26 protein-coding genes are annotated in these 24,084 nt (G+C 60.2%); 11 read left to right on the forward strand and 15 right to left on the reverse strand.

What is annotated here, in order from left to right; genetic code table 11:
• The first annotated feature begins 16 nt into the window (after positions 1 to 16).
• Entirely contained in the window at positions 17 to 730 is a 714-nt protein-coding gene (gene lipB, locus F0184_RS13925) for a lipoyl(octanoyl) transferase LipB (RefSeq protein WP_150496810.1), read from the forward strand.
• Between the two features lie 174 nt (positions 731 to 904).
• Positions 905 to 2,857 carry a methyl-accepting chemotaxis protein gene (locus F0184_RS13930; RefSeq protein ID WP_150496811.1) on the forward strand — a complete coding sequence of 651 codons (1,953 nt, stop codon included), beginning with the start codon at positions 905 to 907 and terminating at the stop codon, positions 2,855 to 2,857.
• A 61-nt stretch (positions 2,858 to 2,918) separates the two neighbouring features.
• Here F0184_RS13930 and F0184_RS13935 read toward each other — a convergent pair whose 3' ends face one another.
• From F0184_RS13935 to F0184_RS13945, 3 genes are read right to left on the reverse strand one after another with little or no spacing between them, the layout of a single operon-like run.
• A complete protein-coding gene (locus F0184_RS13935) occupies positions 2,919 to 3,794 on the reverse strand; it encodes an NAD-dependent epimerase/dehydratase family protein (protein WP_150496812.1) in 876 nt (291 codons plus the stop codon).
• The gene (locus F0184_RS13940; RefSeq protein ID WP_150496813.1) at positions 3,794 to 4,657 is read right to left on the reverse strand and encodes a glycosyl transferase; all 864 of its coding nucleotides are present in this window, start codon (positions 4,655 to 4,657) and stop codon (positions 3,794 to 3,796) included. The genes F0184_RS13935 and F0184_RS13940 overlap by 1 nt, the downstream gene beginning before the upstream one ends.
• Before the next feature lie 5 nt (positions 4,658 to 4,662).
• A complete protein-coding gene (locus F0184_RS13945) occupies positions 4,663 to 5,883 on the reverse strand; it encodes an NAD-dependent epimerase/dehydratase family protein (protein ID WP_150496814.1) in 1,221 nt (406 codons plus the stop codon).
• Positions 5,884 to 6,076: 193 nt separating this feature from the next.
• Between F0184_RS13945 and F0184_RS13950 the strand changes: the two genes are divergently transcribed.
• Positions 6,077 to 6,574 (forward strand): GNAT family N-acetyltransferase, encoded by a 498-nt coding sequence (locus F0184_RS13950; protein WP_150496815.1) that lies wholly within the window; start codon positions 6,077 to 6,079, stop codon positions 6,572 to 6,574.
• Positions 6,575 to 6,599: 25 nt separating this feature from the next.
• Here the strand turns inward: F0184_RS13950 and F0184_RS13955 are convergent, their stop codons facing one another.
• The 4 genes from F0184_RS13955 to F0184_RS13965 all read right to left on the reverse strand — a co-directional run bounded on the left by F0184_RS13955 (position 6,600) and on the right by F0184_RS13965 (position 9,869).
• Positions 6,600 to 6,890, reverse strand: coding sequence for an acylphosphatase (locus F0184_RS13955; protein WP_150496816.1), 291 nt, complete (start codon positions 6,888 to 6,890; stop codon positions 6,600 to 6,602).
• An 86-nt stretch (positions 6,891 to 6,976) separates the two neighbouring features.
• Positions 6,977 to 7,495 (reverse strand): HAD hydrolase-like protein, encoded by a 519-nt coding sequence (locus F0184_RS13960; RefSeq protein ID WP_308809964.1) that lies wholly within the window; start codon positions 7,493 to 7,495, stop codon positions 6,977 to 6,979.
• Complete coding sequence (locus F0184_RS21085; protein ID WP_308809963.1) at positions 7,456 to 7,629, reverse strand: hypothetical protein; 174 nt, start codon at positions 7,627 to 7,629, stop codon at positions 7,456 to 7,458. Before F0184_RS21085 ends, F0184_RS13960 begins: the two co-directional genes overlap by 40 nt.
• Before the next feature lie 227 nt (positions 7,630 to 7,856).
• A complete protein-coding gene (locus F0184_RS13965; RefSeq protein ID WP_150496817.1) occupies positions 7,857 to 9,869 on the reverse strand; it encodes an acetyl-CoA carboxylase biotin carboxylase subunit in 2,013 nt (670 codons plus the stop codon).
• A gap of 250 nt (positions 9,870 to 10,119) precedes the next feature.
• Here F0184_RS13965 and folB point away from each other — a divergent pair, with 250 nt between their 5' ends.
• Positions 10,120 to 10,491, forward strand: a complete 372-nt coding sequence (gene folB, locus F0184_RS13970; RefSeq protein ID WP_150496818.1) for a dihydroneopterin aldolase — start codon at positions 10,120 to 10,122, stop codon at positions 10,489 to 10,491.
• 75 nt (positions 10,492 to 10,566) lie between these two features.
• On the forward strand, positions 10,567 to 10,878 hold the full coding sequence (locus F0184_RS13975; RefSeq protein ID WP_150496819.1) for a hypothetical protein: 312 nt from the start codon (positions 10,567 to 10,569) through the stop codon (positions 10,876 to 10,878).
• A 60-nt stretch (positions 10,879 to 10,938) separates the two neighbouring features.
• On the opposite strand, the gene F0184_RS13980 is transcribed toward F0184_RS13975, so the two are convergent.
• Positions 10,939 to 12,471, reverse strand: a complete 1,533-nt coding sequence (locus F0184_RS13980; RefSeq protein ID WP_150496820.1) for an acyl-CoA carboxylase subunit beta — start codon at positions 12,469 to 12,471, stop codon at positions 10,939 to 10,941.
• 246 nt (positions 12,472 to 12,717) lie between these two features.
• Between F0184_RS13980 and F0184_RS13985 the strand changes: the two genes are divergently transcribed.
• The 5 genes from F0184_RS13985 to mgtE all read left to right on the forward strand — a co-directional run bounded on the left by F0184_RS13985 (position 12,718) and on the right by mgtE (position 18,321).
• Positions 12,718 to 14,145 carry a circularly permuted type 2 ATP-grasp protein gene (locus tag F0184_RS13985; protein ID WP_244299197.1) on the forward strand — a complete coding sequence of 476 codons (1,428 nt, stop codon included), beginning with the start codon at positions 12,718 to 12,720 and terminating at the stop codon, positions 14,143 to 14,145.
• A 6-nt stretch (positions 14,146 to 14,151) separates the two neighbouring features.
• A complete protein-coding gene (locus tag F0184_RS13990; RefSeq protein WP_150496821.1) occupies positions 14,152 to 15,102 on the forward strand; it encodes an alpha-E domain-containing protein in 951 nt (316 codons plus the stop codon).
• 28 nt (positions 15,103 to 15,130) lie between these two features.
• Complete coding sequence (locus F0184_RS13995) at positions 15,131 to 15,946, forward strand: transglutaminase family protein (protein WP_150496822.1); 816 nt, start codon at positions 15,131 to 15,133, stop codon at positions 15,944 to 15,946.
• A gap of 82 nt (positions 15,947 to 16,028) precedes the next feature.
• Positions 16,029 to 16,760, forward strand: a complete 732-nt coding sequence (locus tag F0184_RS14000) for a proteasome-type protease (RefSeq protein WP_150496823.1) — start codon at positions 16,029 to 16,031, stop codon at positions 16,758 to 16,760.
• A 148-nt stretch (positions 16,761 to 16,908) separates the two neighbouring features.
• Complete coding sequence (gene mgtE / locus F0184_RS14005) at positions 16,909 to 18,321, forward strand: magnesium transporter (RefSeq protein WP_208998487.1); 1,413 nt, start codon at positions 16,909 to 16,911, stop codon at positions 18,319 to 18,321.
• 12 nt (positions 18,322 to 18,333) lie between these two features.
• Here the strand turns inward: mgtE and F0184_RS14010 are convergent, their stop codons facing one another.
• Together F0184_RS14010 and F0184_RS14015 are read right to left on the reverse strand one after the other, a co-directional pair.
• Positions 18,334 to 19,107, reverse strand: coding sequence for an ATP12 family chaperone protein (locus F0184_RS14010; protein ID WP_150496825.1), 774 nt, complete (start codon positions 19,105 to 19,107; stop codon positions 18,334 to 18,336).
• On the reverse strand, positions 19,107 to 19,787 hold the full coding sequence (locus tag F0184_RS14015; RefSeq protein WP_150496826.1) for an HAD-IA family hydrolase: 681 nt from the start codon (positions 19,785 to 19,787) through the stop codon (positions 19,107 to 19,109). The genes F0184_RS14010 and F0184_RS14015 overlap by 1 nt, the downstream gene beginning before the upstream one ends.
• A gap of 26 nt (positions 19,788 to 19,813) precedes the next feature.
• Between F0184_RS14015 and F0184_RS14020 the strand changes: the two genes are divergently transcribed.
• Positions 19,814 to 20,110, forward strand: a complete 297-nt coding sequence (locus F0184_RS14020; protein WP_150496827.1) for a hypothetical protein — start codon at positions 19,814 to 19,816, stop codon at positions 20,108 to 20,110.
• Here F0184_RS14020 and F0184_RS14025 read toward each other — a convergent pair.
• From F0184_RS14025 to F0184_RS14045, 5 genes are all read right to left on the reverse strand, one after another.
• Positions 20,107 to 21,129, reverse strand: coding sequence for an RluA family pseudouridine synthase (locus F0184_RS14025; protein WP_150496828.1), 1,023 nt, complete (start codon positions 21,127 to 21,129; stop codon positions 20,107 to 20,109). The genes F0184_RS14020 and F0184_RS14025 overlap by 4 nt on opposite strands.
• 117 nt (positions 21,130 to 21,246) lie before the next feature.
• Complete coding sequence (gene crcB / locus F0184_RS14030) at positions 21,247 to 21,636, reverse strand: fluoride efflux transporter CrcB (RefSeq protein WP_280176952.1); 390 nt, start codon at positions 21,634 to 21,636, stop codon at positions 21,247 to 21,249.
• A gap of 3 nt (positions 21,637 to 21,639) precedes the next feature.
• On the reverse strand, positions 21,640 to 22,425 hold the full coding sequence (locus F0184_RS14035) for a sterol desaturase family protein (RefSeq protein ID WP_150496829.1): 786 nt from the start codon (positions 22,423 to 22,425) through the stop codon (positions 21,640 to 21,642).
• 27 nt (positions 22,426 to 22,452) lie between these two features.
• Positions 22,453 to 23,235 carry a sterol desaturase family protein gene (locus F0184_RS14040; protein ID WP_150496830.1) on the reverse strand — a complete coding sequence of 261 codons (783 nt, stop codon included), beginning with the start codon at positions 23,233 to 23,235 and terminating at the stop codon, positions 22,453 to 22,455.
• Positions 23,235 to 24,026: a sterol desaturase family protein gene (locus tag F0184_RS14045; RefSeq protein ID WP_150496831.1), complete on the reverse strand. Its 792-nt coding sequence runs from the start codon at positions 24,024 to 24,026 to the stop codon at positions 23,235 to 23,237. Before F0184_RS14045 ends, F0184_RS14040 begins: the two co-directional genes overlap by 1 nt.
• Positions 24,027 to 24,084: the final 58 nt, after the last annotated feature.

Here is a 24,084-nt window from a genome sequence, read left to right on the forward strand (position 1 = left end):
AAAACATTAAGAAGTCATGTCCATCCAAGACCGGCAGAGCCTCGACCACATGTTTTTTCCCAATCCCGGCAGCGGTCCGGTGGAATGGGTGATCAGCGATGCCCCGGTGGACTACCGGGAAGCGGTGGAGACGATGGACCGCCATGTTGCCGGGATTTCCGCCGGACATGCGGGCGAGCGGGTTTGGCTGGTCGAGCACCCCCCCCTTTACACGGCAGGAACAAGTGCACGCGAGAGCGATCTCATCGCGCCGGAGCGGTTTCCCGTCTACCAAACGGGCCGCGGGGGACAATACACCTACCACGGACCGGGCCAGCGTGTGGCCTATGTCATGCTGGACCTGAAGCGACGGCGGCAGGATGTGCGGGCGTTCGTTTCGGCTCTGGAAGCCTGGATCATCAACACCCTGTGGACCTACCATATTCGGGGCGAACGCCGGGAGGACCGGGTTGGCGTGTGGGTGCGCAGGCCAGACCGCAGCGCCACGGGGGAGGACAAGATCGCCGCAATTGGAATCCGCCTGCGCAAATGGGTGACTTTCCACGGCATCAGTTTCAATGTCGAACCGGACCTCGAGCATTTTTCCGGCATTGTTCCTTGTGGCATACAGGAGCACGGTGTGACCAGCCTTGTGGATCTTGGTATTCCCGTGACCATGGCAGAAAATGACATCGTCCTGCGCAGCGAATTCGAGAAGGTCTTCGGCCCTACCATGCGGAGCGAACTGTAAGAATTGCCCCTGACAATACTTGTAAGAACTGCGCAAACTATTTCTGACAGGTCAGTCAGGTTTTTGCCATTTGAGCACTTCTGACGGATCGACTTGCCCGCTTGTTCAGCACTCTTTCACCAATTTGCCGCAGCGTCCGGGGGAGATCGCCGCATCCTTGGAGCAAGAACTGCGATGAGCCTGTCCCCGTCCCAAGCTCGAAAGAGCGTTTTCGCCAAAATCCTGCTGGCCGCCGCCGCTGTCATCCTGATCATTTTCTCCGGCTTTGCCGTCTTCAACGATACTTTGCAGCGGCAAGCCAAGACAGAAGAAGTTCAGGAGTACCTGACCGGGGTTGGCCGGGCGGTTGCCCAGTCCATGGAAAACTGGTTTGACGGCCGTATCATGCTGGTGGCGGCGACCGCCGAACGCCTGGCGAGTGAAGAAACACCCACCGCCGCGTTCTTCGATATCCCGGTTCTCACCCGCGAATTCAGCGCGAGCTATCTGGGAACGGCGGACGGATCTTTTCACATCTGGCCGGTCGTTAACCTGCCGGACGGCTATGATCCCCGGCAGCGCCCCTGGTACAAGGATGCCGTGGCCGCCGGCTCACCGACCCTCACCAATCCCTACCAGGACGCGACGAGCGGAGACTATGTGGTAACCGCGGCTGCGCCGGTACGGCAAGGTGGCGACCTGATCGGTGTTGCCGGTGCCGATTTCACAATCACCTCGATGGTCGAGACGTTGAAGACGGTCGACCTCCAGGGCATCGGATACGCCTTTGTTGTCGACGAAAACGGCAAGATCCTGCTTCATCCGGACGAAGCCATGGTCTCAAAGACCCTCGCCGAGCTGTTTCCGGGCGAGACCGTGACGATCTCCAGCGAAGCACAATATGTCGAGGGCTTGGAAGGCGCACGCATCGTGAAGTTTGCGTCCATCGAAGGCCTGCCGGTGTCCTGGCAAATCGGCATGTCGATTGATCGCAACGCCGCGTTCTCATCGCTCGGCGACTTCCGGATGTCCGCGGCTGTGGCCACCATCATCGCAGTGGGGTTGATGTTTGCGACGCTCGGGTATCTGTTCCGAACGCTCTTGGCGCGCCCTCTCGCCGACGTCACGAACTCGATGACCTGCATTTCCGAAGGGAACCTGGAAACGGACGTGCCGGGCCTTCAGCGGGAAGACGAGATCGGGGCAATCGCCAAAGCCGTCGAAGTCTTCCGAACCAACGCGGAATCCCAGCGCGTGCTCGAAGCCAAGCAGCAGGCCGAGCAGGAGGCCAAGACACGGCGCGCGGAGATCGTGGACAGCCTGCTGGCGGAATTCAACACCGAGATTTCGTCGGTTCTGGAAACGGTCAGCGACGCGACCGACAAGCTGGAGGCCACGGCGCGGGAACTGGCCGAAACCTCTGAAAAGGGATCGACCGATTCGGCCAATGCCGCTCAGATCACCGATGAAACAGCGTCCAATGTGCGTTCTGTCGCCGCCGCCTCCGAGGAACTGACATCCTCGATCGCGGAAATCGCCCGCCGGGTCGAAGAATCGGCGCGGATATCCAACCAGGCCGCCGCGGAAGCAATGCAAACGGACCAAACCGTGCAGAGCCTTGTGGCCACCACCGACCGGATCAGCGAAATCGTCGGTCTTATCAATGACATTGCCGCGCAGACCAATCTGCTCGCCCTCAATGCGACCATTGAAGCTGCGCGGGCTGGTGAGGCCGGCAAGGGCTTCGCGGTCGTCGCTTCGGAAGTCAAATCACTCGCCACCCAGACGGCAAAGGCCACCGAAGACATTGCCCAGCAGATCCAGGAGATGCAAGCGGTGTCCAATCATGCCGCGGAAGCGATCAAGAGCATCGGCAAGGTGATCGGGGAAATGTCGGAGATCTCGGGAGAAATCTCGGCCTCGGTCGACCAGCAAAGCCAGGCCACCAACGAGATTTCGAGGAACGTCAACGAAGTGTCGGACGGGGCAACGGTGATCTCGGAAACCATGACGAAGGTCTCGATGGGGGCTCAATCGACCGGCCGAAACGCGACCGACGTTCTGAGCACCGCAGAAGCGCTTTCCAGCGAATCCGATAATCTGCGCGCCAAGGTGGAACGGTTCTTCAACGGGATCCGCGCCGCTTGACACCCCTTGCCCACCTGCGGGCTCTGCACGGAAAGCGGCGGTTCACAAACCACCGCCACCATCAGCACTGAAGATGGGCAACGCTTTGAACGAAGGCCTCCAGAAACGCCTTTCCCCCCGGCGCCCATCCGAGCGCGTTCAGCTTTCCGGGCTCCATGACACCAACGGGACCGGCTCCCCTTGACGGCAAAGGAAGGGGAATTGCGGCAGCATACGCGTAAATCTTGAGGAGATCCTGCCGGTCCAGCAGCAGGTCCGACAGATTGAACACATCAAAGGCCGGACCGGTGGCGGGTCGCTTTTCCAACACCAGATCGACCGCATCGGCCAAATCGCCGCCATAGACCTCGGTGCTGACCCTAGGTTCTATCGTCTCCCCGCGTGCAAACCGCTCGAACAGCTGCGACCACTTATGCCGGTCCAGACCGGGCGGCAGGCCATAGACGCCCGTCGCCCTCAAGACCGTGCCCCGGAAGCGGTCGTCACACAGGCTCTCGAGCATGGTCTCACCGGCGCGCTTTACCTCGCCGTAGAGCGTATCGGGTACCGCCGGAGCGTGTTCGGTCAACACCGCCCATTTGGCCGTGTCGCGGTAAACCGCCCGGCTCGACAGAAAGACGGTATGGGGGATGCCTGACGCCTTGGCGGCTTCGAACAGGGTCCGCGTGCCGCCGACATTCAACCGGACGAACGCCTCCGGATCAGCGCCTTCGCCGCCACGGTACTTGCCCGGCACATGGGAGAGGGCACAGTGGACGAGCGCATCCGCATGCGGCAGATCCACCCGGTCACGGGCCAGGTCCCAATCGATCGCCGCATCATGGGGGATGTTCGGTGCCTGCCGGCCCAGAACCGTGAGCGTGTTGCCCCGTTCCTTCAAGGCGGCGCCGATAAAGCGCCCCACCTGACCCGAAGCGCCTGTCAGAAGAACATGCATCAGATCTTCTGATTAGAAGGCTCGAGCGGGTTGGGCAAGTCGGCGATGCGTTCGGGAATGCCGTTTCCGGTGTAAAAGCTGCGCCAGAGTTCAATCAGGGGCGCCAGCTTCTCCGCCTTTGGATGGTCGGCCTGCCACGGCTTCTCGTACTGGTAGTGAAGGACGTGAATATCGCCCCAGCACCAAAGTTCGGGCATGTTGAACCAGACATATTGCAGCATGTTGTAGAACACCGGCAGACCGTGCCAATCCGGAAAATACGTCTCCAGAAATGTCTGGTCGGTCCGCCGCCAGAAGACATCGGGCTGGTCGAGCCTTTGGATCATGTCCGCGAAGGTCTCTGGATCCGGAATGGCGGTGAAAACACCACTGTTCAGCCGGTGGAAATCGCCGAGGCTTTCATAGACATTCGGGGCGGCGCAAAACGAGGGATAGCCGAACAGTTTGTCGCAAGTCTTGAGGACAATTGCATCGGCATCGATGAACACCACGCTGTCATAGTCCGCAAGCTGCCACAGCCGCAGCTTGACGAAATTGTCGAGCGGCGTGTGGAAGACCGGCTTCCCTCCTTTGGTAAAGGGGGCGGCCCCATGCAGGCGGCCACGCTCGTGGCGCGCGTTGAAGGCTTCGCAGGTCGGCAACCTTTCACAGCGCGCAATTCTTGGCTCAAACGGCAAGAGCGGCGCCAGATCAGGCTCATCGAGGCCAGGCGTGACCATAACCACCAGATCGGCTTGCGTCTGCGTCCAGCGCAAGGACCGCAAAAGCGCCACCGCCCCGGTCACATAGTCAGGATTGGTCACCAGTGTGACATAGGCATGGGCCGACCTTGCGGGCCGGTCGAACTGGGGCGCGGCGTCCATGCGGGTCAGGACACGGAACGAAGACGCGGATGCTCCGGATCGCGCTCGACATCGGCCGCGATCTCTTTGGTCCAGGCGGACACGGCCGGGACGCGGCTGCGATCCACGCGGTAAGCGAATTTTTTCGCCACATCCACCACTTCCGACAAGAGCCCCTCTTCGAGAGTGGTCGGGTTAAGGCCGAGTTCCAGAAACTGCTTGTTCTCAACCACCAGGTCGTTTTCAGCGGCCTCTTTGCGCGGGTTCGGCAGATAGGCGACACGCACGCCGGTCATCTTGGAAATCATCTCGGCCAGATCCCGCACCCGGTGGGTTTCGGTCATCTGATTGAAGACCTTCACCTTGTCCCCCCGGCTCGGCGGGTTTTGCAGAGCCAATTCCACGCAGCGCACGGAGTCCTGAATGTGAATGAAGGCCCGCGTTTGCCCGCCCGTGCCATGAACGGTGAGCGGGTAGTCAATCGCCGCCTGGATCAGGAACCTGTTCAGCACCGTGCCATAATCGCCGTCATAGTCGAAGCGGTTGATCAACTGGGCATGGCGGCGGGTCTGGTCGGTGTGCGTTCCCCAGACGATGCCCTGGTGAAGATCGGTGATCCGCAAGGCATCGTTCTTGGCGTAGAACTGGAACAGAAGCTGATCCAGACACTTGGTCATGTGGTAGATCGATCCAGGGTTCGCTGGATAAAGGATCTCCTGGCGGACCGTGTCGCCGCTCATGGTCTCGATCCCGACCGGCAAATAACCCTCCGGGATCGCCGCCCCGACCGTGGAATAGCCATAGACGCCCATCGTGCCCAGATGCACCAGATGGGCATCGAGATCGAGCTCAACCATCGCATTCAACAGATGATGCGTCGCGCTGACATTGTTGTTAACCGTGTAGTTCTTGTGCTGGTCCGACTTCATCGAATAGGGCGCGGCGCGCTGTTCGGCGAAATGAATGATCGCGTCCGGGCGCTCCCCATCCAGCCAGGCCTTGAAGACCTCGTAATCCTTAGCGATATCGATCAGATGGAACCGGATCGTGTTGCCGGTTTCTTCCTTCCAGATCCGCGTGCGCTCCTGAATGGAATCCATCGGCGTGAGCGACTGAACGCCAAGCTCGGCATCGATCCAGCGGCGGCTCAGATTGTCGACAATATGGACTTCGTGTCCCTTGTCCGAGAGGTGCAAGGAGGTTGGCCAGCCAACAAACCCGTCTCCGCCCAAAACTGCAATCTTCATCGCCATCTCCCTGACTTCCTTGAGTCGCCACCTGCCAGACCCTAGTCAGATTGATACAGTCGAACAATGTAAATTTCATGGAAATTATGTGACAATCTGGATTTCAAACCCTGAATTGATACATAACTACCGCATGGTTTTTACAACTCAGGCACTCTGATGTAGGCATACGAAAACACAGAATGGACCCCGCATGCCTCCAATTCCAAACCTCACGACAGACAGATTGCTCCTGCGGCCGATGACGTTCGCAGATTGGCCGGCCTATCGGCAGATGTTGCAAGGCGAACGTTCGTCCGGGATGGGCGGCCCCCACGAGATCGGCTATGCTTGGGGTATGTTTTGCCACGACCACGCACAGTGGTCGCTGTTCGGTCATGGCGCCTTGATGATCGAAGATCTGCAGTCAGGCCAGTGTGTTGGCCAGGTCGGCATCAATGCAGGCCCGCTGTTCCCCGAACCTGAGTTTGGCTGGATGGTTTATGACGGATTTGAAGGCCAGGGATATGCATTTGAGGCCGCGGCCGCGCTTTTGAGCTGGGCCAAAACCCAAACTCAAATCCAAAGCCTTGTCAGCTACATTGACGATGACAATAGCAGGTCGCGGAAACTTGCAGAACGACTGGGGGCTAGCCTCGACAAATATGCCGTGGCCATGGATCCGGAAGATCTCGTGTACCGGCACTTTTGACCGGCATGTGCGGTGTCCTGGGGTGTTAGACGGTCGGCCGGATTTCAAAGCCTTCCGTTTCCATGTCGCCTTCTCCCAAAATGGCAACGCCTTCCACTCGAGCGTGGATCGGCCCGTCTTCCGCGGCCTGGAGCATGGTCGAAATGGCGGCCTGCGGCCCGCAAAAGAGTGCCTCCACTGCCCCGTCCGAGCGGTTGCGCACCCAGCCGGTAAGCCCGAGCGACACCGCCTCATCTGCACACCAGGCCCGGTAGCTGACCCCTTGGACACGGCCGGAAATCAGAACATGCACGGAGCGAATATCGGGATCGGACATGATATGCGCGCATTCAAGACGGGTGAACGGAAAGGCCCCACGATGCGCGTTTCCCGGCTCCGTTTCAAGCCAAGACGGCCACAAGCTTAGCCAGCCTTAATCCAAGACAGCAGATCAGCGGGTTTTTCGGCGATATAGTCCGGCCCCTGATCTTCCAACTCCTGCCGGCTGCCGTAGCCCCACAGCACGCCAATGGCGGCCACGCCGTTCGCCTGGGCACCGATCAGATCGTGTTTCCGATCGCCGATCATGACACACTCGGACGGAACGACCCCTTCCTCGGCCAGAATGTGGGCCAGCAGCTCGGCCTTTGCGGACCGCGTTCCATCCAGTTCGGACCCGTACACCTTTCCGAATTTCTGCTCCAATCCGAAATGCTCGACGATCCGTCCGGCATAGGCGTGCGGCTTCGAAGTGGCCACATGCAGCTTCAATCCGCCCACGCAGAGCGCATCGACCACATCCATAATCCCGTCGACCAGCTCGTTTTCGAAAAGGCCGGTGACGGTGTAGCGGTCCCGGTAGTGCGCCACGGCCCGGTCCAGTTCCACCCGGTCGGAAGTGTTCAACAGCACCTCAAAGGACTCCCAAAGCGGCGGGCCGATACACCACCTGAGCGCGTCCGGCTGCGGAACGCCGGCCCCATCTTCTCCAGCGCATATTGGATGGAGCGTGTGATGCCCTCGAACGGATCGGTCAGCGTTCCATCAAGGTCGAACAGCACAGTGGTCTTAGACATTGGGAAATGGGGCTCCGGTTCAGCGGTTCAGGCCCGCAAGCCCTACCAGATACCGCAGACCATGCAAGCGCAGGCGCGGCGATCGGCGGATCGCCGTCCGTTCCGACCGCGGACCGCCCACCGTGGCGGCTCGCCGCAACGTCTGTTACTTGCCATCATGCTGTCTTCATCCCGGAAACGCCGGAGCGGCGTCCGGGATGACCTTTCAACATCGCGCGGCGCCCGGCTCAGGAGAATTCCATGATCACCGCGTCGACGGCCAGGCTATCGCCCGCGGCGGCCTTGATCGCGGTCACCGTGCAGTCGCGTTCGGCGCGCAGCACGTTTTCCATCTTCATGGCCTCCACGATGGCGAGCTGCTCGCCGGCCTTCACCTCTTGCCCCTCTTCCACCGCGATGGAGACGACAAGTCCCGGCATCGGGCATAGGAGCATCTTTGACGTGTCTGGCGGCAGTTTTTCCGGCATCAGCGCGTCCAGTTCCGCAATGCGCGGCGACATCACCTTGGTAACGACGGAATAGCCCTGCCAGTCCAGGCGGTAGCCGCCCTTGACCGGCCGCACCTGCACAGTCATCGGTTTGCCGCCGATGGCCCCGGTCCACATCAAGTCACCCGGCGCCCAGTCGGATTCCACCGAAACAATCGGGCCGTCATTGACGCTGACATCCAATTCAATCGGCGAGCCGGGATACCCCGCCGCCAGCCGGACATTCACGTAATCCTTGTCGACCTTCACGACCCAGTCTTCGCGCACCGCCCCCGAATGGGGCCGCAAACGGCCGGTCAGGTGGTCCAGGCGCTCCCGTTGCAGCGCGCCCATGGACAGCGCCACGGCCGCCAGGAGCGCCTTGGCTTCGGCATCCGGGTCAGTCGGCGCAAAGCCGTCCGGGTACTCATCGGTGATAAAGCTGGTCGCAAGCTCTCCCGAGCGCCAGCGCGGATGGTTCATCAGCGCCGTCAGGAACGGGACATTGTGCTGGATGCCGTCGACATAGAACGCGTCCAGGGCCTCACTCATTGCATCAATGGCTTCTTCGCGGGTTGGCGCATGGGTGATCAGTTTCGCGATCATCGGGTCGTAGAACATGGAGATTTCGGATCCCTCGACGACACCCGTGTCGTTGCGGATCGTCAGCCCCTCGGCCGTCCCTTCTTCCGGCGGACGGTAGCGCACCAGCCGGCCGATGGACGGCAGGAAATTGCGATACGGGTCTTCGGCGTAGATGCGGCTTTCAACCGACCAGCCGTTCAGCTTCACATCGTCCTGGGTCATCTGCAGCTTTTCGCCGTAGGCAACGCGGATCATCTGCTCGACCAGGTCGACGCCGGTGACCAGTTCGGTTACCGGGTGCTCCACCTGCAGGCGTGTATTCATCTCCAGAAAAAAGAAGCTTTTGTCCTGGCCGGCGACGAACTCGACCGTTCCGGCGCTGTCATAGTCTACCGCCTTGGCAAGAGCGACAGCCTGTTCGCCCATCGCGCGGCGGGTATCCTCATCAAGAAGCGGGGACGGAGCCTCTTCGATAACCTTTTGGTTGCGCCTTTGGATGGAACACTCGCGCTCACCGAGATAGATCGCATTGCCGTGCTTGTCGCCAAGGACCTGAATTTCGATATGCCGGGGATTTTCGATGAATTTTTCAATGAATACGCGGTCGTCACCGAAAGAGGAGGCCGCCTCTGACTTGGATCGCGTATAACCATCTATGACCTCCTCCGCATTCCAGGCAATTCGCATGCCCTTGCCGCCGCCGCCGGCGGACGCCTTGATCATGACCGGATAACCGATGTCGTCGGCGATCTTCACGGCCTCATCCATACTTTCAATCACCCCCAGATAACCGGGAACGGTGCTCACATTCGCTTTGCTGGCGAATTTCTTGGATTCGATCTTGTCGCCCATCGCTTCGATGGCATGCGGGTTGGGGCCGATCCAGACGATGCCCTCTTTCGCCAGCGCTTGGGGAAAGCTGGCCCGTTCCGACAAGAAACCGTAGCCCGGATGCACCGCTTCGGCACCCGTCTCCTTGCAGGCCGCGATGATCTTGTCGGCCACCAGATAAGACTCGGCGGCAGCAGCCGGTCCGATATGCACCGCTTCGTCGGCCAATTCCACATGCAACGCGTCGCGGTCGGCGTCCGAATAGACCGCCACCGTCTTGATCCCCATGCGCTTGGCCGTCTTGATGACCCGGCACGCGATTTCCCCCCGGTTGGCAATGAGGATTTTTGAAAACATTTGCGCTCCGCCCCGAAACTACTCTGGTTGTGTTGTTCGATTTGTAGGCGGTGGTTTTGGGCAGCGCAATATATCCAAAGGATGATCCTGCCCTTCCTGCCCGGCCAGCGCCTGACCGACAAGCCGGCTTACCTGCCGCCTTTGTGGCAGGCGATGCGGGGAACCGCCTTTTCTTTGCCAACGCAAACCTCTAAACCCGGCGGGCATGGCTCCCGGACACCCTTGGTCAAGACAAGAAACGACTGATATTATGGACGCTATCCACTTGGAAGACCTCGCCTTTTACGCCTACCACGGGGTTTATGACGAAGAGGCGCGGCTTGGGCAAAGGTTCCATGTGGACCTGACCTGCTGGCTTGATCTCAAAGCAGCGTCCACAAGCGACGCCTATGGGGATACGGTGTGTTACGGATCGCTTGCCAAAGCGGTGGAGCAAACGGTGACGACGACACGCTTCAACCTGATCGAGCGCTTGGCCGGTGCGGTCGCAGAAACTTTGTTCGGCGCTGACGAACGCATTCAGAAGGTCCGGGTGCGGATCCATAAACCCGGCGCTCCGCTGCCGATCCCGGCGGGCCGGGTCAGCGTGGAGATCCTGCGGAACCGCCCCGGCATCACCTGAGCGTGATCCGTTTTGCCAAACCGGTGCCGCATTCGCATGCGTAAGGTATGCCGGTGTACGAGTTGAGGACCCGCAATGACCAATCCTCTCGCTTTCCTTCTCGCGGCAGCCCTGACCGCAGCACTTGCGGTCCCTGCCTTGGCGCAGGCACGCCCGGACCTGCGTACAATGACCTGCGCCCAGGCGCAGGCTCTTGTCAAACAACGCGGGCAAGTGGTCATGACCACCGGACCTCACACCTATTTCCGGTTTGTCTCCCGCATCAACTACTGCGACAGCTGGGAACAGCTTTTCGTCAAATATGGCAGCACACGCGACAACCCGAAATGTCCTGTCGCCTATGAATGTAAGGAACCCCTGTTCAACACTTTCAACAGGTTCGACTGATTGCGGGACGGACCGGGGCGGTCAGCGCCCTGGTCCGTGCTCCGTTTAAACAGCCGCTGCTCAAAGCGGAATGTTGTCGTGCTTTTTCCATGGGATCTCGACCTTCTTGCTGCGCAACAGGGCAAGGGCCCTGGCCACACGGCGGCGGGTCGAGTGAGGACGGATCACGTCGTCGATATAGCCTCTTTCGGCAGCGACGAAGGGGTTCGCAAACCGGTCCTCGTAGTCCTTGGTGCGCCGCGCGATCTTGTCGGGTTCGCCAAGTTCTGACCGGTACAGGATCTCCACGGCCCCTTTCGCTCCCATCACCGCGATCTCGGCGGTCGGCCAGGCATAGTTGATGTCGCCGCGAATGTGTTTCGAGCTCATCACGTCATACGCGCCGCCGTAAGCCTTGCGGGTGATCACCGTGACCTTCGGCACGGTTGCCTCGGTGAAGGCAAACAGCAGCTTTGCACCATGCTTGATCAGACCGCCATACTCTTGCGCGGTGCCCGGCAGGAAGCCCGGAACGTCAACGAAAGTCACGATCGGAATGCCGAAACAGTCGCAAAAGCGCACGAACCGGGCGGCCTTGCGGCTGGCATCGGAATCAAGAACACCGGCGAGAACCATCGGCTGGTTGGCAACCACGCCCACGGTTCGCCCTTCGATCCGTCCAAAACCGGTAATGATGTTCTTGGCAAAGTTTTCCTGAATCTCGAAGAAGTCGCCTTCATCCAGCGTCTTCAGAACGAGTTCCTTCATGTCGTAGGGCTTGTTCGGATTGTCCGGAATGAGCGTGTCGAGGCTCATGTCGATCCGTTCCATATCGTCGTTGCATTCGATCTCGGGCACATCCGCCAGATTGTGCGCCGGGAGGAAGTCGATCAGCCGGCGCATCTGTTGCAGGGCTTCCACGTCATTATCGAAGGCGCCGTCGGCGATGGAGGACTTCGTGGTGTGGATGGAGGCGCCGCCCAGTTGCTCGGCGGTGACCGTCTCGTTGGTGACAGTCTTGACCACGTCCGGGCCGGTCACGAACATGTAGGAGGTGTCTCGCACCATGAAGATGAAATCGGTCATGGCCGGGGAATACACGTCGCCGCCCGCGCAAGGTCCCATGATCAGGGAAATCTGCGGGATCACACCGGATGCGAGCACATTGCGCGAAAACACCTCGCCATAGCCGCCCAGCGCCGCAACGCCTTCCTGGATCCGGGCCCCGCCCGCGTCGAACAGCCCGATCACGGGCGCCCTGTTGCGCAGCGCCATATCCTGCAGCTTGACCATTTTCTCGGCATGGGCCTCGGACAGGGATCCGCCAAAGACAGTGAAGTCCTTCGAAAACACGTAAACCGTCCGGCCGTTGACCGTACCCCATCCGGTCACCACGCCGTCGCCGGGAATATGCTGTTCGTCCATGCCGAAGTCCGTACAGCGATGCTGCTTGAACATGTCGAATTCTTCGAAACTTCCCTCGTCCAGAAGAACCTCGATCCGCTCACGGGCCGTCAGTTTGCCCCGGTTGTGCTGGGCTTCGATCCGCCGGGCTCCACCCCCCATTTGCGCCGTCTCCCGGCGGCGCTCCAACTCGGCAAGGATTTCTTTCATTCGTTGTCTCCACACATGCGACTTCGTTGGGTCGTAGCATGCGGTTTTTGGCAAGCAAAGTCAGCACAAGGACGAACCCGCCCAGTAGCCGGGACTGGCGGCGGCGTCCGTGGTGAGGCGGCCGGAAAACCCACGGCAATCATTTGCCCATGTTCGCGGCAGTGCCGCCTATTTAATCAGCTTGGGTTGCCAACGGGGCTCTGACATGTTTGCATCAAACAAGCGTCAAACCAAAGCGGAGCGGCCATGGAGGAAAGTGACAGATCCCATTTCAATGAAATGCTGGACAACCAGGGCAACCCCCGCGAACCCTACTGTCGGCTGAACGCATGGCTTTCAGAAAAACCTTCAAATTTCTTGTCCCGGAAAAGCAAAGAGGCCGAAACGATATTCCGCCGGCTGGGGATTACTTTTGCAGTCTATGGCTCTGACGAAGCCACCGAACGCCTGATCCCGTTCGACCCGATCCCGCGCATCCTGTCCGCCCGGGAGTGGAAGACGATTTCGGCCGGGATCGATCAACGGGTGCGGGCGTTGAACGCGTTCTTGCGCGACATCTACCATCGCCAGGAAATCATCAAGGCGGGGCGGATCCCTGCGGATCTGGTAATCCAGAATGAAGCCTTTCTGCCGGAAATGATCGGCTTCACGCCGCCGCGCAAGGTGTATGCCCATATCATCGGCACCGATCTGGTCCGGGTGTCCGAAGACGAATTCTACGTTCTGGAAGACAACACCCGCACCCCGTCTGGCGTGTCCTACATGATGGAAAACCGCGAGACCATGATGCGGATGTTCCCGGACCTTTTTCAAAGCTACCGCGTCGCGCCCGTCGAGCACTACCCGGACGCTTTGCGGCAGACGCTGGAAAGCGTCGCACCAGACCCAGCCAAGTCGGCGCAAACCGTGGTGATTCTGACGCCGGGCATTTACAACTCGGCGTATTTTGAGCATGCCTTTCTGGCCGATTCGATGGGTGTGGAACTTGTCGAAGGCCGCGATCTCTTCGTCGATGAGGGCAAGGTCTTCATGCGCACGACGCGTGAGCCGCAACAGGTCGATGTCATCTATCGGCGGATCGATGACGCGTTTTTAGACCCCCTCACCTTCCAGCCTGATTCCATGCTGGGCGTTCCCGGTCTCTTCGATGCATACCGGGCCGGCAATGTCACCATCTGCAACGCGCCGGGCACAGGCATTGCCGACGACAAGGCGATCTACGCCTATGTTCCGGACATCATCGAGTTCTACACCGGACAAAAGCCGATCTTGAAGAACGTGCCCACATGGAACTGCTCGAAAGACGACGATCTGGCCTACGTGCTGGATAATCTGGCGGATATCGTGGTGAAGGAGGTGCACGGGTCCGGCGGGTACGGAATGCTCATCGGGCCGACGGCCTCGAAACGGGAGATCGCGGAATTCCGCAAGGTGCTGCAAGCCAATCCCGGCAATTACATCGCCCAGCCGACGCTGGCCTTGAGCGCCTGTCCCACGCATGTCGCCTCGGGTGTTGCCCCTCGGCATGTGGACTTGCGCCCCTTCGTTTTGATCGGCGACCGCGTGCGCATCACGCCGGGCGGCCTGACCCGCGTTGCCCTGAAAAAGGGCTCGCTTGTGGTGAACTCCTCGCAAGGCGGGGGCACCAAGGATACCTGGGTACTGGAGGACTGACGTCGCATGCTGGGCCGGACCGCTGCCTCCCTTTTCTGGATGTCGCGCTATCACGAGCGGGCACAAAACATCACGAAACTGCTCGAAGTGGCCTATCGCAGCGCGATGGTCAGCCAGCAGGGTGAGAACTCCATTGATGATTGGCGCTTCACCTTGATGAGTTCGGGCTGCGACTGGGCGTATCAGGCCAAGCATGACGAGATCACACCGCGCAGTGTGATCTCTTTCATGGTGTTCGACAAGAACAACCCGTCCAGTATCCGCACATGCCTGGAAATGGCGCGCAACAACGCGCGGTCCGTCCGCACCGGTATCACGGCAGAGCTTTGGGAGGCCATCAACACCACCTGGATCGAGTTTGCCGAAGTGACGCCACAGTCGATCACCCAGGACCGTTTGCCCGACTTCCTGTCCTGGATCAGCCAGCGCTCCCATCTTTTTCGAGGCGCGCTGCTGAACACCGTCTTGCGCGACGACGGCTATTTTTTCAGCCAGCTCGGCAATTTCGTCGAGCGGGCCGACAACACAGCGCGGGTTCTCAATACCCAATACTGGGTCCTGCTGCCAGACAATGACGTGGTCGGAGACGGCTCCATGCAGAACCAGAGATGGAGCGGGCTTTTGCGCGCGCTCTCCGGACTGCGGAGCTACCGGTTCGCCTACCCCAACGCGGAATTGACCGCTTTCAACGTGGCGGAATTCCTGATCTTGAGAAAGGAGATGCCGCGCTCCCTCGCCCATTGCTACCAGTGGATCGATGACGTGTCGGATGACCTCGGCCAGTTTTATGGATCCCGGCAGCCGAGCCTAGATCTCGCCTCCGGGCTGTGGCGGGATCTCAAGGAAGCGGAGATGCGAGACGTCTATCAGCAGGGGCTGGACGACTTCCTGAACGATTTCATCGTCCGCAACAACGCGTTCGCCCATCAGCTTTCCAAAGATTACAACTTCGCCTGATTTTTCCGCCCACCGTAAGGAAGGACCCATGCGGCTTACCGTTCGACACACGACTTCGTACCGCTACGACGCGCCTCCTGCCAATGCGATGCAGCAACTGCGCCTGACGCCGCCGAAAGCACCGGGTCAAAAGGTGGTTTATTGGGAACTCGACGCGCCGGGGATACAACGGGCCACGACCTACCGCGATGCGTTTGGCAATCTCGTGCACATGGTTTCAAGCGACGAGCGTCTCGAAGAGGTGCACATCACGGCCCGCGGGATCGTCGAGACCAGCGAAACGCATGGTGTGCTCGGTTTTGAAAAAGGCGCGGCGCCCACTCGGATTTTCACCCGGGTCACACCGTTGACGAAGGCGAACCAGGCCATCCGCCGCATGACGAACGCGCTGAACCTGGACGATCCGATTCCCGGTCTCCACGACCTGATGCACCTGATCCGCGAGAAGGTGGCCTATCGCGTCGGGGTGACGGAAACCCACGCAACGGCAGTTTCCGCGCTGGCCACCGGCGAAGGTGTCTGCCAGGACCATGCCCATATTTTCATCGCCGCCGTGCGCGCGGCCGGACTGCCGGCCCGGTATGTGTCCGGCTATCTGCTTCTGGAGGATCAACAGGAATCGGAGGCCCATCACGCCTGGGCGGAGGTCTTCGTCCAGGATCTTGGCTGGATCGGTTTCGACATATCCAATGGCATATGCCCCACCGACCACTACATCCGCTTGACCACCGGCCTCGACTCGCGTTCCGCTGCCCCGATACGCGGCATTCGCTTTGGCGGAAACGACGAAAATCTGAAAGTGGAAGTCGACGTCAGCCAGGGCGCCTTGCAGCAACAGCAGTAGAGCGTCAGTCAGCACGCGGACGACTGTCGCCAGCGTGCCGCATTCCCGTCCGGCGCGACCGGTGGAAAACAGAGGGAAAGCCATGACCTATTGTGTCGGGTTGAAACTGGATCGCGGGCTCGTGTTTGCCGCCGATACCCGCACCAATGCGGGGGTGGACAACATCGCCACTTTCAAGAAGCTTCATCTTTGGGAGGATCCGGGCGAGCGCGTGATCGTGCTGCTGTCGGCGGGCAATCTGGCCGTGACCCAGGCCGTCGTTTCGCTGTTGACCGAGCACATCAACAGTGCCAGCGAAGACCACCAGACCCTGATGACCGTGAACACCATGTTCCAGGCCGCCCGTCTGGTGGGCAGTGCCGTACGGGAGGTCAAGACGATCGACGGCGAGGCCCTGGCCGCTTCGGCTGACAGCTTCATGGTCACCTTCATTCTGGGCGGCCAGATCAAGGGGGAGCCGCCGCGGCTGTTCCAGATCTATGCGGCGGGTAACTTCATCGAAGTATCCGACGACACCCCGTTCCTGCAAATCGGCGAGCACAAATACGGGAAGCCGATCCTTGACCGCGTCACACGCACGGACATGCGCTTGAGCGAAGCGGCCAAGCTCGTTCTCTTGTCCTTCGATTCCACGCTTCGCTCGAACTTGTCCGTCGGGATGCCCATCGATCTGCTGCTTTACCGCACGGACAGCTTTTCGGCGGACCGGCAATGGCGCGTGGAACAAGACGATCCCTATTTCCAGAAACTCTCCGCCGCCTGGTCGGAAAAGCTGCGGGCCGCATTCGCGGATATTCAAGAACCCGACCTTTAGAGCGTCTCCTGACCGGATCGGAGCGTGCCGCGTCATCCTCACCAAGATTTGCTCTGAAAGCCGGATTGCGGGTCCGCGCGCCGTGGCGTTCAACCCTTTGTCATATCAGCTTCTTACAAAGGCCGGTCACACCAGGAGGCCAATGACCATGTCCAAATCCACGCCCCATAACCTGACCTGGCACCGGGAACCGGCCAGCGAGCCTTTGGACGCGAACGAGGACACGCTCGCCCTGGTGCGGTCCATGGTCAAGGATGGTCAACGGACCGCACTGGTGGACACGCTGAAAAAATGGGACCCGGTCGACGTCATGCAAATGCTGACACGGCTGCGCCTCAAACATGCGCGAAAACTGTTTCAGTGGCTTCCCGCCGACCCGTCCATCAAAGTGATCGCGGAATTGCGCCCGGAGTTCCGGGCCATTTTGCTCCAGGAAGCGACGCTCGAGCAATTCCGCGATATTCTCGCGGAGCTCGATCCGGAAGACGCCAGCGAAATCCTCAATGAATTTCCCGAGGATGTGGCGGAAGAACTCGCCCAGCGCCTGCCCGATGTCGAAACTCTGGCAAGCCGGCAGATCTATGCCGACGACAGCGCCGGGCGTATCATGGCCCGCAAGTTTGTTGCCTTGCCGGAAACATGCACCGTTGAACACGCCATCGCGCAGATCCGCGATGAAGCCAAGCGGATCCGCAAGATCTTCACGGTCTATGTGCTGGACGCCTCAAACCATCTGGTCGGCACGGTGGAAGTGGGCAAGCTGCTGCTCGCTCCCACCCAGAAACATCTTGCCGACATCATGAACCGCGACTTCATCGCGGTCTCGGCCGACACCGATCAAGAGGAAGTGCTGCGGCTGGCCCGCAAGAAGGACATGCGGACCGTGCCCGTTCTCGACCGGGACGGGCACCTCGTGGGACGCGTCACGCCAAAGCAGCTGACCCGCATCGCGTCGGAAGAAGCGGCCGAGGACATGCTGCTGATGAGTGGGGTCTCGTCCGAAGCCAAGGCGGACGACACCGTTTTCCGCATTGTAAGAGGCCGGCTGCCTTGGCTCCTCACCGGATTGATCGGCTCCAGCATTGCCGCGACCGTGGTCGGCTCCTTCGAGGATCAACTGGCAGCGGCAGCGATCCTGGCGGCCTTCATCCCCGTGACCATGTCGATGGCGGGCAATGCCGGCCTGCAAGCGTCCGCGGTTGCCGTTCAAGGCCTGGCGACAGGCGCGATCTGGACCGGGGACCTGTTCTATCGGCTTTTCAAGGAATTGCTTGCGGCCCTGTGCAACGGTGCCATCGCCGGGGTTATTCTCGCCTGCCTGGTGATGGCGGTGTCGCTCGTGTTTCCCATCGAGGCGCCCCACCGGCTGGCTTTGGCGACATCACTGTCGTTGCTCACCGTCACCACGCTCGCCGCCATGGTGGGGGCCACGATGCCCATCGTGCTCGACAAGATCGGCATCGACCCGGCCATGGCAATCGGCGTGTTCATCACCTCGTCCAACGATATTCTGGGCGTTCTGATCTTCTTCCTGATGGCAACGGCGTTCTATCTGGGATAACGGGCCAGCAAGCTATACCGCTTTCAATGTCAGGACGGCGGCGTCGAACTCGGTGCGCTTGTAGGCGCGCAAACGGGCAGCCTCAGCGTCTTCGCCCCAAAGTTCGATGTTCCAATCCTCTTCCACATGCGCGGCGGCCCACACCGCGTCCGGGGCGAGATGGTCCTGCCAGATGGCGAAAGCAAGAACAGCCGACCCGGTAAGGGTTGTGATCGTATGGAACGCAGCGAGTTGCAATGGCGTCAACCTGTCGAGGCTCCCCCTGAACGCGGACACCAGTTCCTCCGGCTGATCGCGATGCATGATCCCTTCGATCAGCACGAAACGCCCGCCCAGCTCGGTGCCCGCCCAATCGAGAACGGGATCCCAAAGGGTCCGCTGCCGCTCGCACAGGCGGTCCGGCTCATCGGCCCGGTAGCACAAGGCGTCATTTCCGGCGAAACGTGCGATCTCGTCCGCAACGTCGGCAAATCTTTCTTCGACCGCGTCCTGGGCCGTATTGGCGAGGCGGGTCAGCGGCATCCGCGCCGGGTTGATCTCTTTTTCCTGGGAATTCCATTCGCCCGCGACCGCTTCGGCGATGGGGCGCACCGGAATGATCAACACCGACTTGGACGGCGTCTTGACCGGTCGGCCATCCAGATGAATGGCAAAACCGGTCTCCATTTCAACTGCTTGCGCCAGTTTGTAGAATCGCTTGGGCAATTCCCGGCGCGAAAGCTCCCGCGCCCGCTGCTCCGGGTCCTTGCGCGCTGCCTCCTGCAAATCTTCAAGAAAATCACGCATCACGCTGGTTCCTGGTCAAAATTGAGAAGGGTGGCAAGAGCAGCATCCAACTCGTCAAAATGGTCAATCACTGTCCGGGCTCCCGCCCGGGTCAGCGCCGGTCCTGCATGGTATCCCCAGGATACGCCCAGACCATGGACACCGGCGCTGCGGGCCATTTCCATGTCAAAACTCGTATCGCCGACCATGACCGTGCGGGTGGCATCCACACCGGTCTCGCCCAGTGCCTGCAAAATCATGTCGGGATGCGGCTTGGACGGCGAAGTGTCCGCGGTCTGGATGGTCACGAACCGGTTGTGAAGATCGTGCACCTCGACCATGTGGTCCACCCCGCGCCGGGCTTTACCCGTTGCGATCCCCAGCAGGATATCGTCGCGCAGTGCAAGCCGGTTGAGGGCGTCCCGCGTTCCCGGATAAAGCGGGTCGAGGTCTTCGCCTGTTTTCCGGCGGGCAACTTTTGCCGCGCGGTAAGCCTTGGCCATCTCGCGGGCCAGATGAGCCCGGTCCGGCCCGACAAGCTCTTCGAACGCCCGCTCAAGGGAAAGTCCGACAATGGAGAGCGCCGTCTTCCGGTCCGGCATCGCCAAACCCACCGCTTCAAAGCCGATCTCCAGACCGTGCATGATCGTGTGTTGGCTGTCGACAAGCGTGCCGTCGCAATCGAAAATAACGAGATACATTGCCGGCTCGAGTTGTTGGCGGGAGGATGATGGCCCCGCATGTGCCGGGTTTTGAGGCCGGGGTCAAGCCATGCTATTGCGAGGCCTTCAGGCTCGACGCATTGCCGGTCTGCCGCTATTCACAGGAAGTCCAGCCCGAACCGCGAGTTTCCATGACCAAAATCATTTTCATCCTGCTCTTCTGCCTTGCTGCCATTCAGGTCATCAAGCCGCTTGGTTGGCCGGGGCTCAAAAAGCGGTCGGATGCGTGGAAGCTGGTGGCAGGAGCCGTCGGGGTCACCTTCGTGGCCGTGATCCTGTCGGCGCTATTTCAAGGCGTCTAACGCTTGATCAGGGCCTCATCCGGCTCATCCGCGTCCGGATTGTAATCGGATGTGTCGAACCCGAGAAGGTTCCAGGTTTGCTGCATGTGCGGCGGCAAAGGCGCGGAGACATCGATCAGCCCGTTGCCCGAAGGGTGCGGGATCACGATCCGCCGCGCCAGAAGATGGAGCCGGTTCTGAATCCCGCCGGGCAATTCCCAGTTCTCGATATTGAAATACTTGTCGTCGCCAATGATCGGATGCCCGATATGGGCGGCATGGGCGCGCAACTGGTGGGTCCGCCCGGTGACCGGTTTCAGCGTCACCCAGGACAGTTTCTGCCCTGAATTCTCGAAAACCGAATACAGGGAGACCGCGTGCTGGGCGTCGTCCGCCCCGCCTTGGCGCACCACCTGCATGCGTTCTTCCGCCTCGTCCCGGGCCAGAAAGGTCGAGATCCGCCCCTGACGCGGCTTCGGCACGCCGGCCAGCATCGCCCAGTAGATCTTGCGCGTGTTGCGGTGCTTGAATGCCTTGGTGAGTTCCTGCGCCGCCTTGCGTGTCTTGGCCACCAGAATGATGCCCGAAGTTTCGCGGTCGAGCCGGTGCACCAGTTTCGGCTTTTCGCCCTTTTGATTGGTGTAGGCCTCCAGCATGCCGTCCAGATGCCGCTTTAGCCCGGAGCCACCCTGTACGGCCAGCCCGACCGGCTTGTTGAGGACCATGACCTGGTTGTCCTCGAACAAGAGCATGTCCTCGATCGCCGCCTTGTCGTCGGCCGTGAGTTTGGATGACTTCGGCTTGGCATTCTTCTTGTCATCGGCGGGCAACTCCACGCCAAGCGGCGGAATTCGGATCACTTGGCCCTTGGCGATGCGGGTATTGCTGTCCGCCCGCTTGCCATCGACCCGCACTTGGCCCGTCCGCAACAGCTTTTGCAGCCGCCCGAAACCAAGGCCCGGATAATGGGTCTTGAACCAACGGTCGAGGCGCATGCCCGCCTCGTCGGCGGTCACGGTTTTCTGTTCAATCGCGGACATGGATGTCTCTCAAAATGATGGGTCCGGCCACTTTGCTCACGCCGGACGGACAGCACGCGCAAACGTGCCTGATGCCCCGCGTATACGGGGATTTTCCCAAATTTGAAAGAGGTGGGCTCAAGCGGACAGGGAACGCATCAGGGCAAGCCCGGCGAACACTGCTGTGATCGACAGCAACACCGAGACCGCGATATAGATCATCGCCAGCGTGATCTCGCCCCGCTCCCAAAGCACGGCGGTGTCCAGCGAAAACGCGGAAAAGGTCGTAAATCCACCCAGAACGCCCGTTGCCAAAAAACTGCGGAGCGTGGATGCGTGGGACGCATCGTGGCGGACCAGCCATCCGATCAGGATCCCCATCAACAAGGAGCCGATGACATTCACCGCTAGAGTGCCGACAGGAAACCCGGGCCCGAACACCCGCAACGTTGCAGCGGACACGAGATAGCGCGCACCGGCGCCCAGGCCGCCGCCCAGCATCACCAGAAGAAGATGCGGAAGGGTCACGGCCTACTCGCCCGCAGCCGCGGGCTTCGCCTCCTTGCGCCCCATCTGTTCGAACTCCTTGACCTGTGAATCGTATTTCGGATCGATGGTGCCGCAGACGCGATCCCAGAACGAAAAGAAGTTCGCGAAATTGTACTTGAAGCGCGAATGATGCTGATCGTGGAAGGTCACACAGACCATGGGCGAGGGCATGCGCGAGAAGGGCGAGGCATAGAACTCGAAGCCGGAATGCCCGATCGTGCCGTTGAAATGATCCCACAGCCGGTGGGCGATCAGCACCACCACCGGGATCGGCAGGACAATGACCGCGAACAGGTAATAGCTCTGCATCACGAACGCATCGATCAGATCATCCGAATAGGTGCTCCAGACGGTGGGCGCGACCGATCTGTGGTGCTCGGCGTGGAAGCGGTAAAGGTACTTCGTGTGCATCAGGCGATGCATCCAGTAGAACCAGGTGTCGAAGGCGATGATTGACACCACGAACATGAGGATCGCCGACCACCAGGTCAGCTCAAGCGGGTTGACCGGCGTCCAGCCCTTGAGCGAAAGGAAAATGCCACCTGCCAGACAGCCGGCCGTCACGGTCAGGGAATACACGCTCTGTCGGATTTCCTTCCACATGCGTTTTTCGCCGCGCCGGTGCTGCTGGATGCGCCGCTCGGGGTGCCGGTTCTGGATGGCAACGAGCACCCAGCCGGTCGCGAAATACAAGAACACATTGGCCGCATAAACGGCCGCATAAAGTGGCAGGAATTCCAGCAAGACGGTGAGCGTCTGGTCGAGCATTTGGTTTCGCTCTTTCTTTCTGATCGGTTATCCGGACGTCTTCGCCGGCTTCATGTCTTCCGTATCCGGGATCTGACCCGACCCCTCCATGGTTTGAACCAGATGGTCGTATTTCGGGTGAACTGTTCCGCAAACCCGGTCCCAGAACGAAAAGAAATTGCCGTAGTTATAGTCGAATTGTGAATGATGCAGATCATGGAACGTCGTGCAGATCATCGGCGATGGCCAGCGCGAGGATTTCGACGCGAAATACTCAAAACCCGAATGCCCGACCATGCCGGAAATCTGGTCGAACAGGCGCAGGGCGAAAACCGAGAGTGCAGGTGCGGGCAAAACGAACCAGACAACCAGATAGAAACCGTGCTCGATCAGCGTGTCAATCGTGGTGGAACTGTCATTGCTCCATACGGTCGGCGCAATCGAGCGGTGGTGGGGCACATGCCACTTGTAAAAAGCCGGCAGATGCAAAAGCCTATGTCCCCAGTAGAACCAGGCGTCAAAAAGCACCAGGCACACCACGAACATCAGCGGGAAGGACCACCAGGAAAGCGGCAATGGCTCGAACAGGGTCCAGCCCTGGGTCTGCGCAAAATAGCCGGCGGACAACAACACCGATGAGGTCGCCAGCGCGCTGATCGAGGCCTTGATCTCCGTCTTGACCCGCTTCATGCCATCGCGGTGTTTCTGGATCCGCCGGTCCGGGTGCCGGGCATTGATCGCCGTCATCACCAGGCCGGTCGCAAAATAGACCGCCAGCATGATGCCATAGATCGCCGCGAAGACCGTCAGGTAGTCGAGCAGCAGTTGCATCAGGCCTGATCCCCCTGCCCTTTCAGCCGGGTTTCAGTGTAAAGAGCCTCGAACCCCTCCACCTTGCCGTCATAGGTCGGATGGATGGTTCCGCACAGCCGGTCCCAGAACGAAAAGTAATTGGCGTAATTGAAGACAAAATACTGATGGTGCTGGTCGTGATAGAGCGTGCACAGCAGCGGCCAGGGCTTGCGCGCCGAAGCGCTGGCAAAATGCTCATAGCCGCAGTGGCCAATCGCCGCCGACACCTGGTCGAAGACACGATGGCCAAGGAAGACAAGCGGCGGGATCGGCAGGACAAAGAGCACCAGCGCATAGTAGCTGTGCGCGAACAGTGTATCGACGGATGAACCGGCGTCATTCGACCAGACCGTTGGCGTGATCGTCATGTGGTGCGGCTTGTGGAACCGGTAGAACATCTTGGTGTGCAGGATCCGGTGCCCCCAGTAGAACCAGGTGTCGTGAAGGATCAGCGACACGACGAAGAACAGCGGCACGGACCACCAGTTCAGATCCACAGGCGCGAACAGGGTCCAGCCTTTGGCCTGCGCGAAAAGGCCGATCGCCAGACACAGGCTGGTGATGGACAATTGCCGCATGGAGGACTTGATGTCATCGATTGCCCGGTGGCTCGGCGCACGCTTTTGAATGCGGCGTTCCGGGTGGCGCCGGTTGAGCAGCACCATAACCGACCCGGTCGAGAACAAAATGACCAGACTGGCCGCATAAAGGAGGGCGAACAGGCTGATAAAACCGATCAGGCCGCTTGTTGGGTCGAGAAACGGGAACACGGATCTTCCTGAAACTTGAGTAGGTCAATGTTGGTTTCTGCATTGCACCACGCAGACC

Source organism: Roseibium aquae (assembly GCF_008711285.1).
In the GTDB taxonomy this organism is placed as follows: Bacteria; Pseudomonadota; Alphaproteobacteria; order Rhizobiales; family Stappiaceae; genus Roseibium; species Roseibium aquae.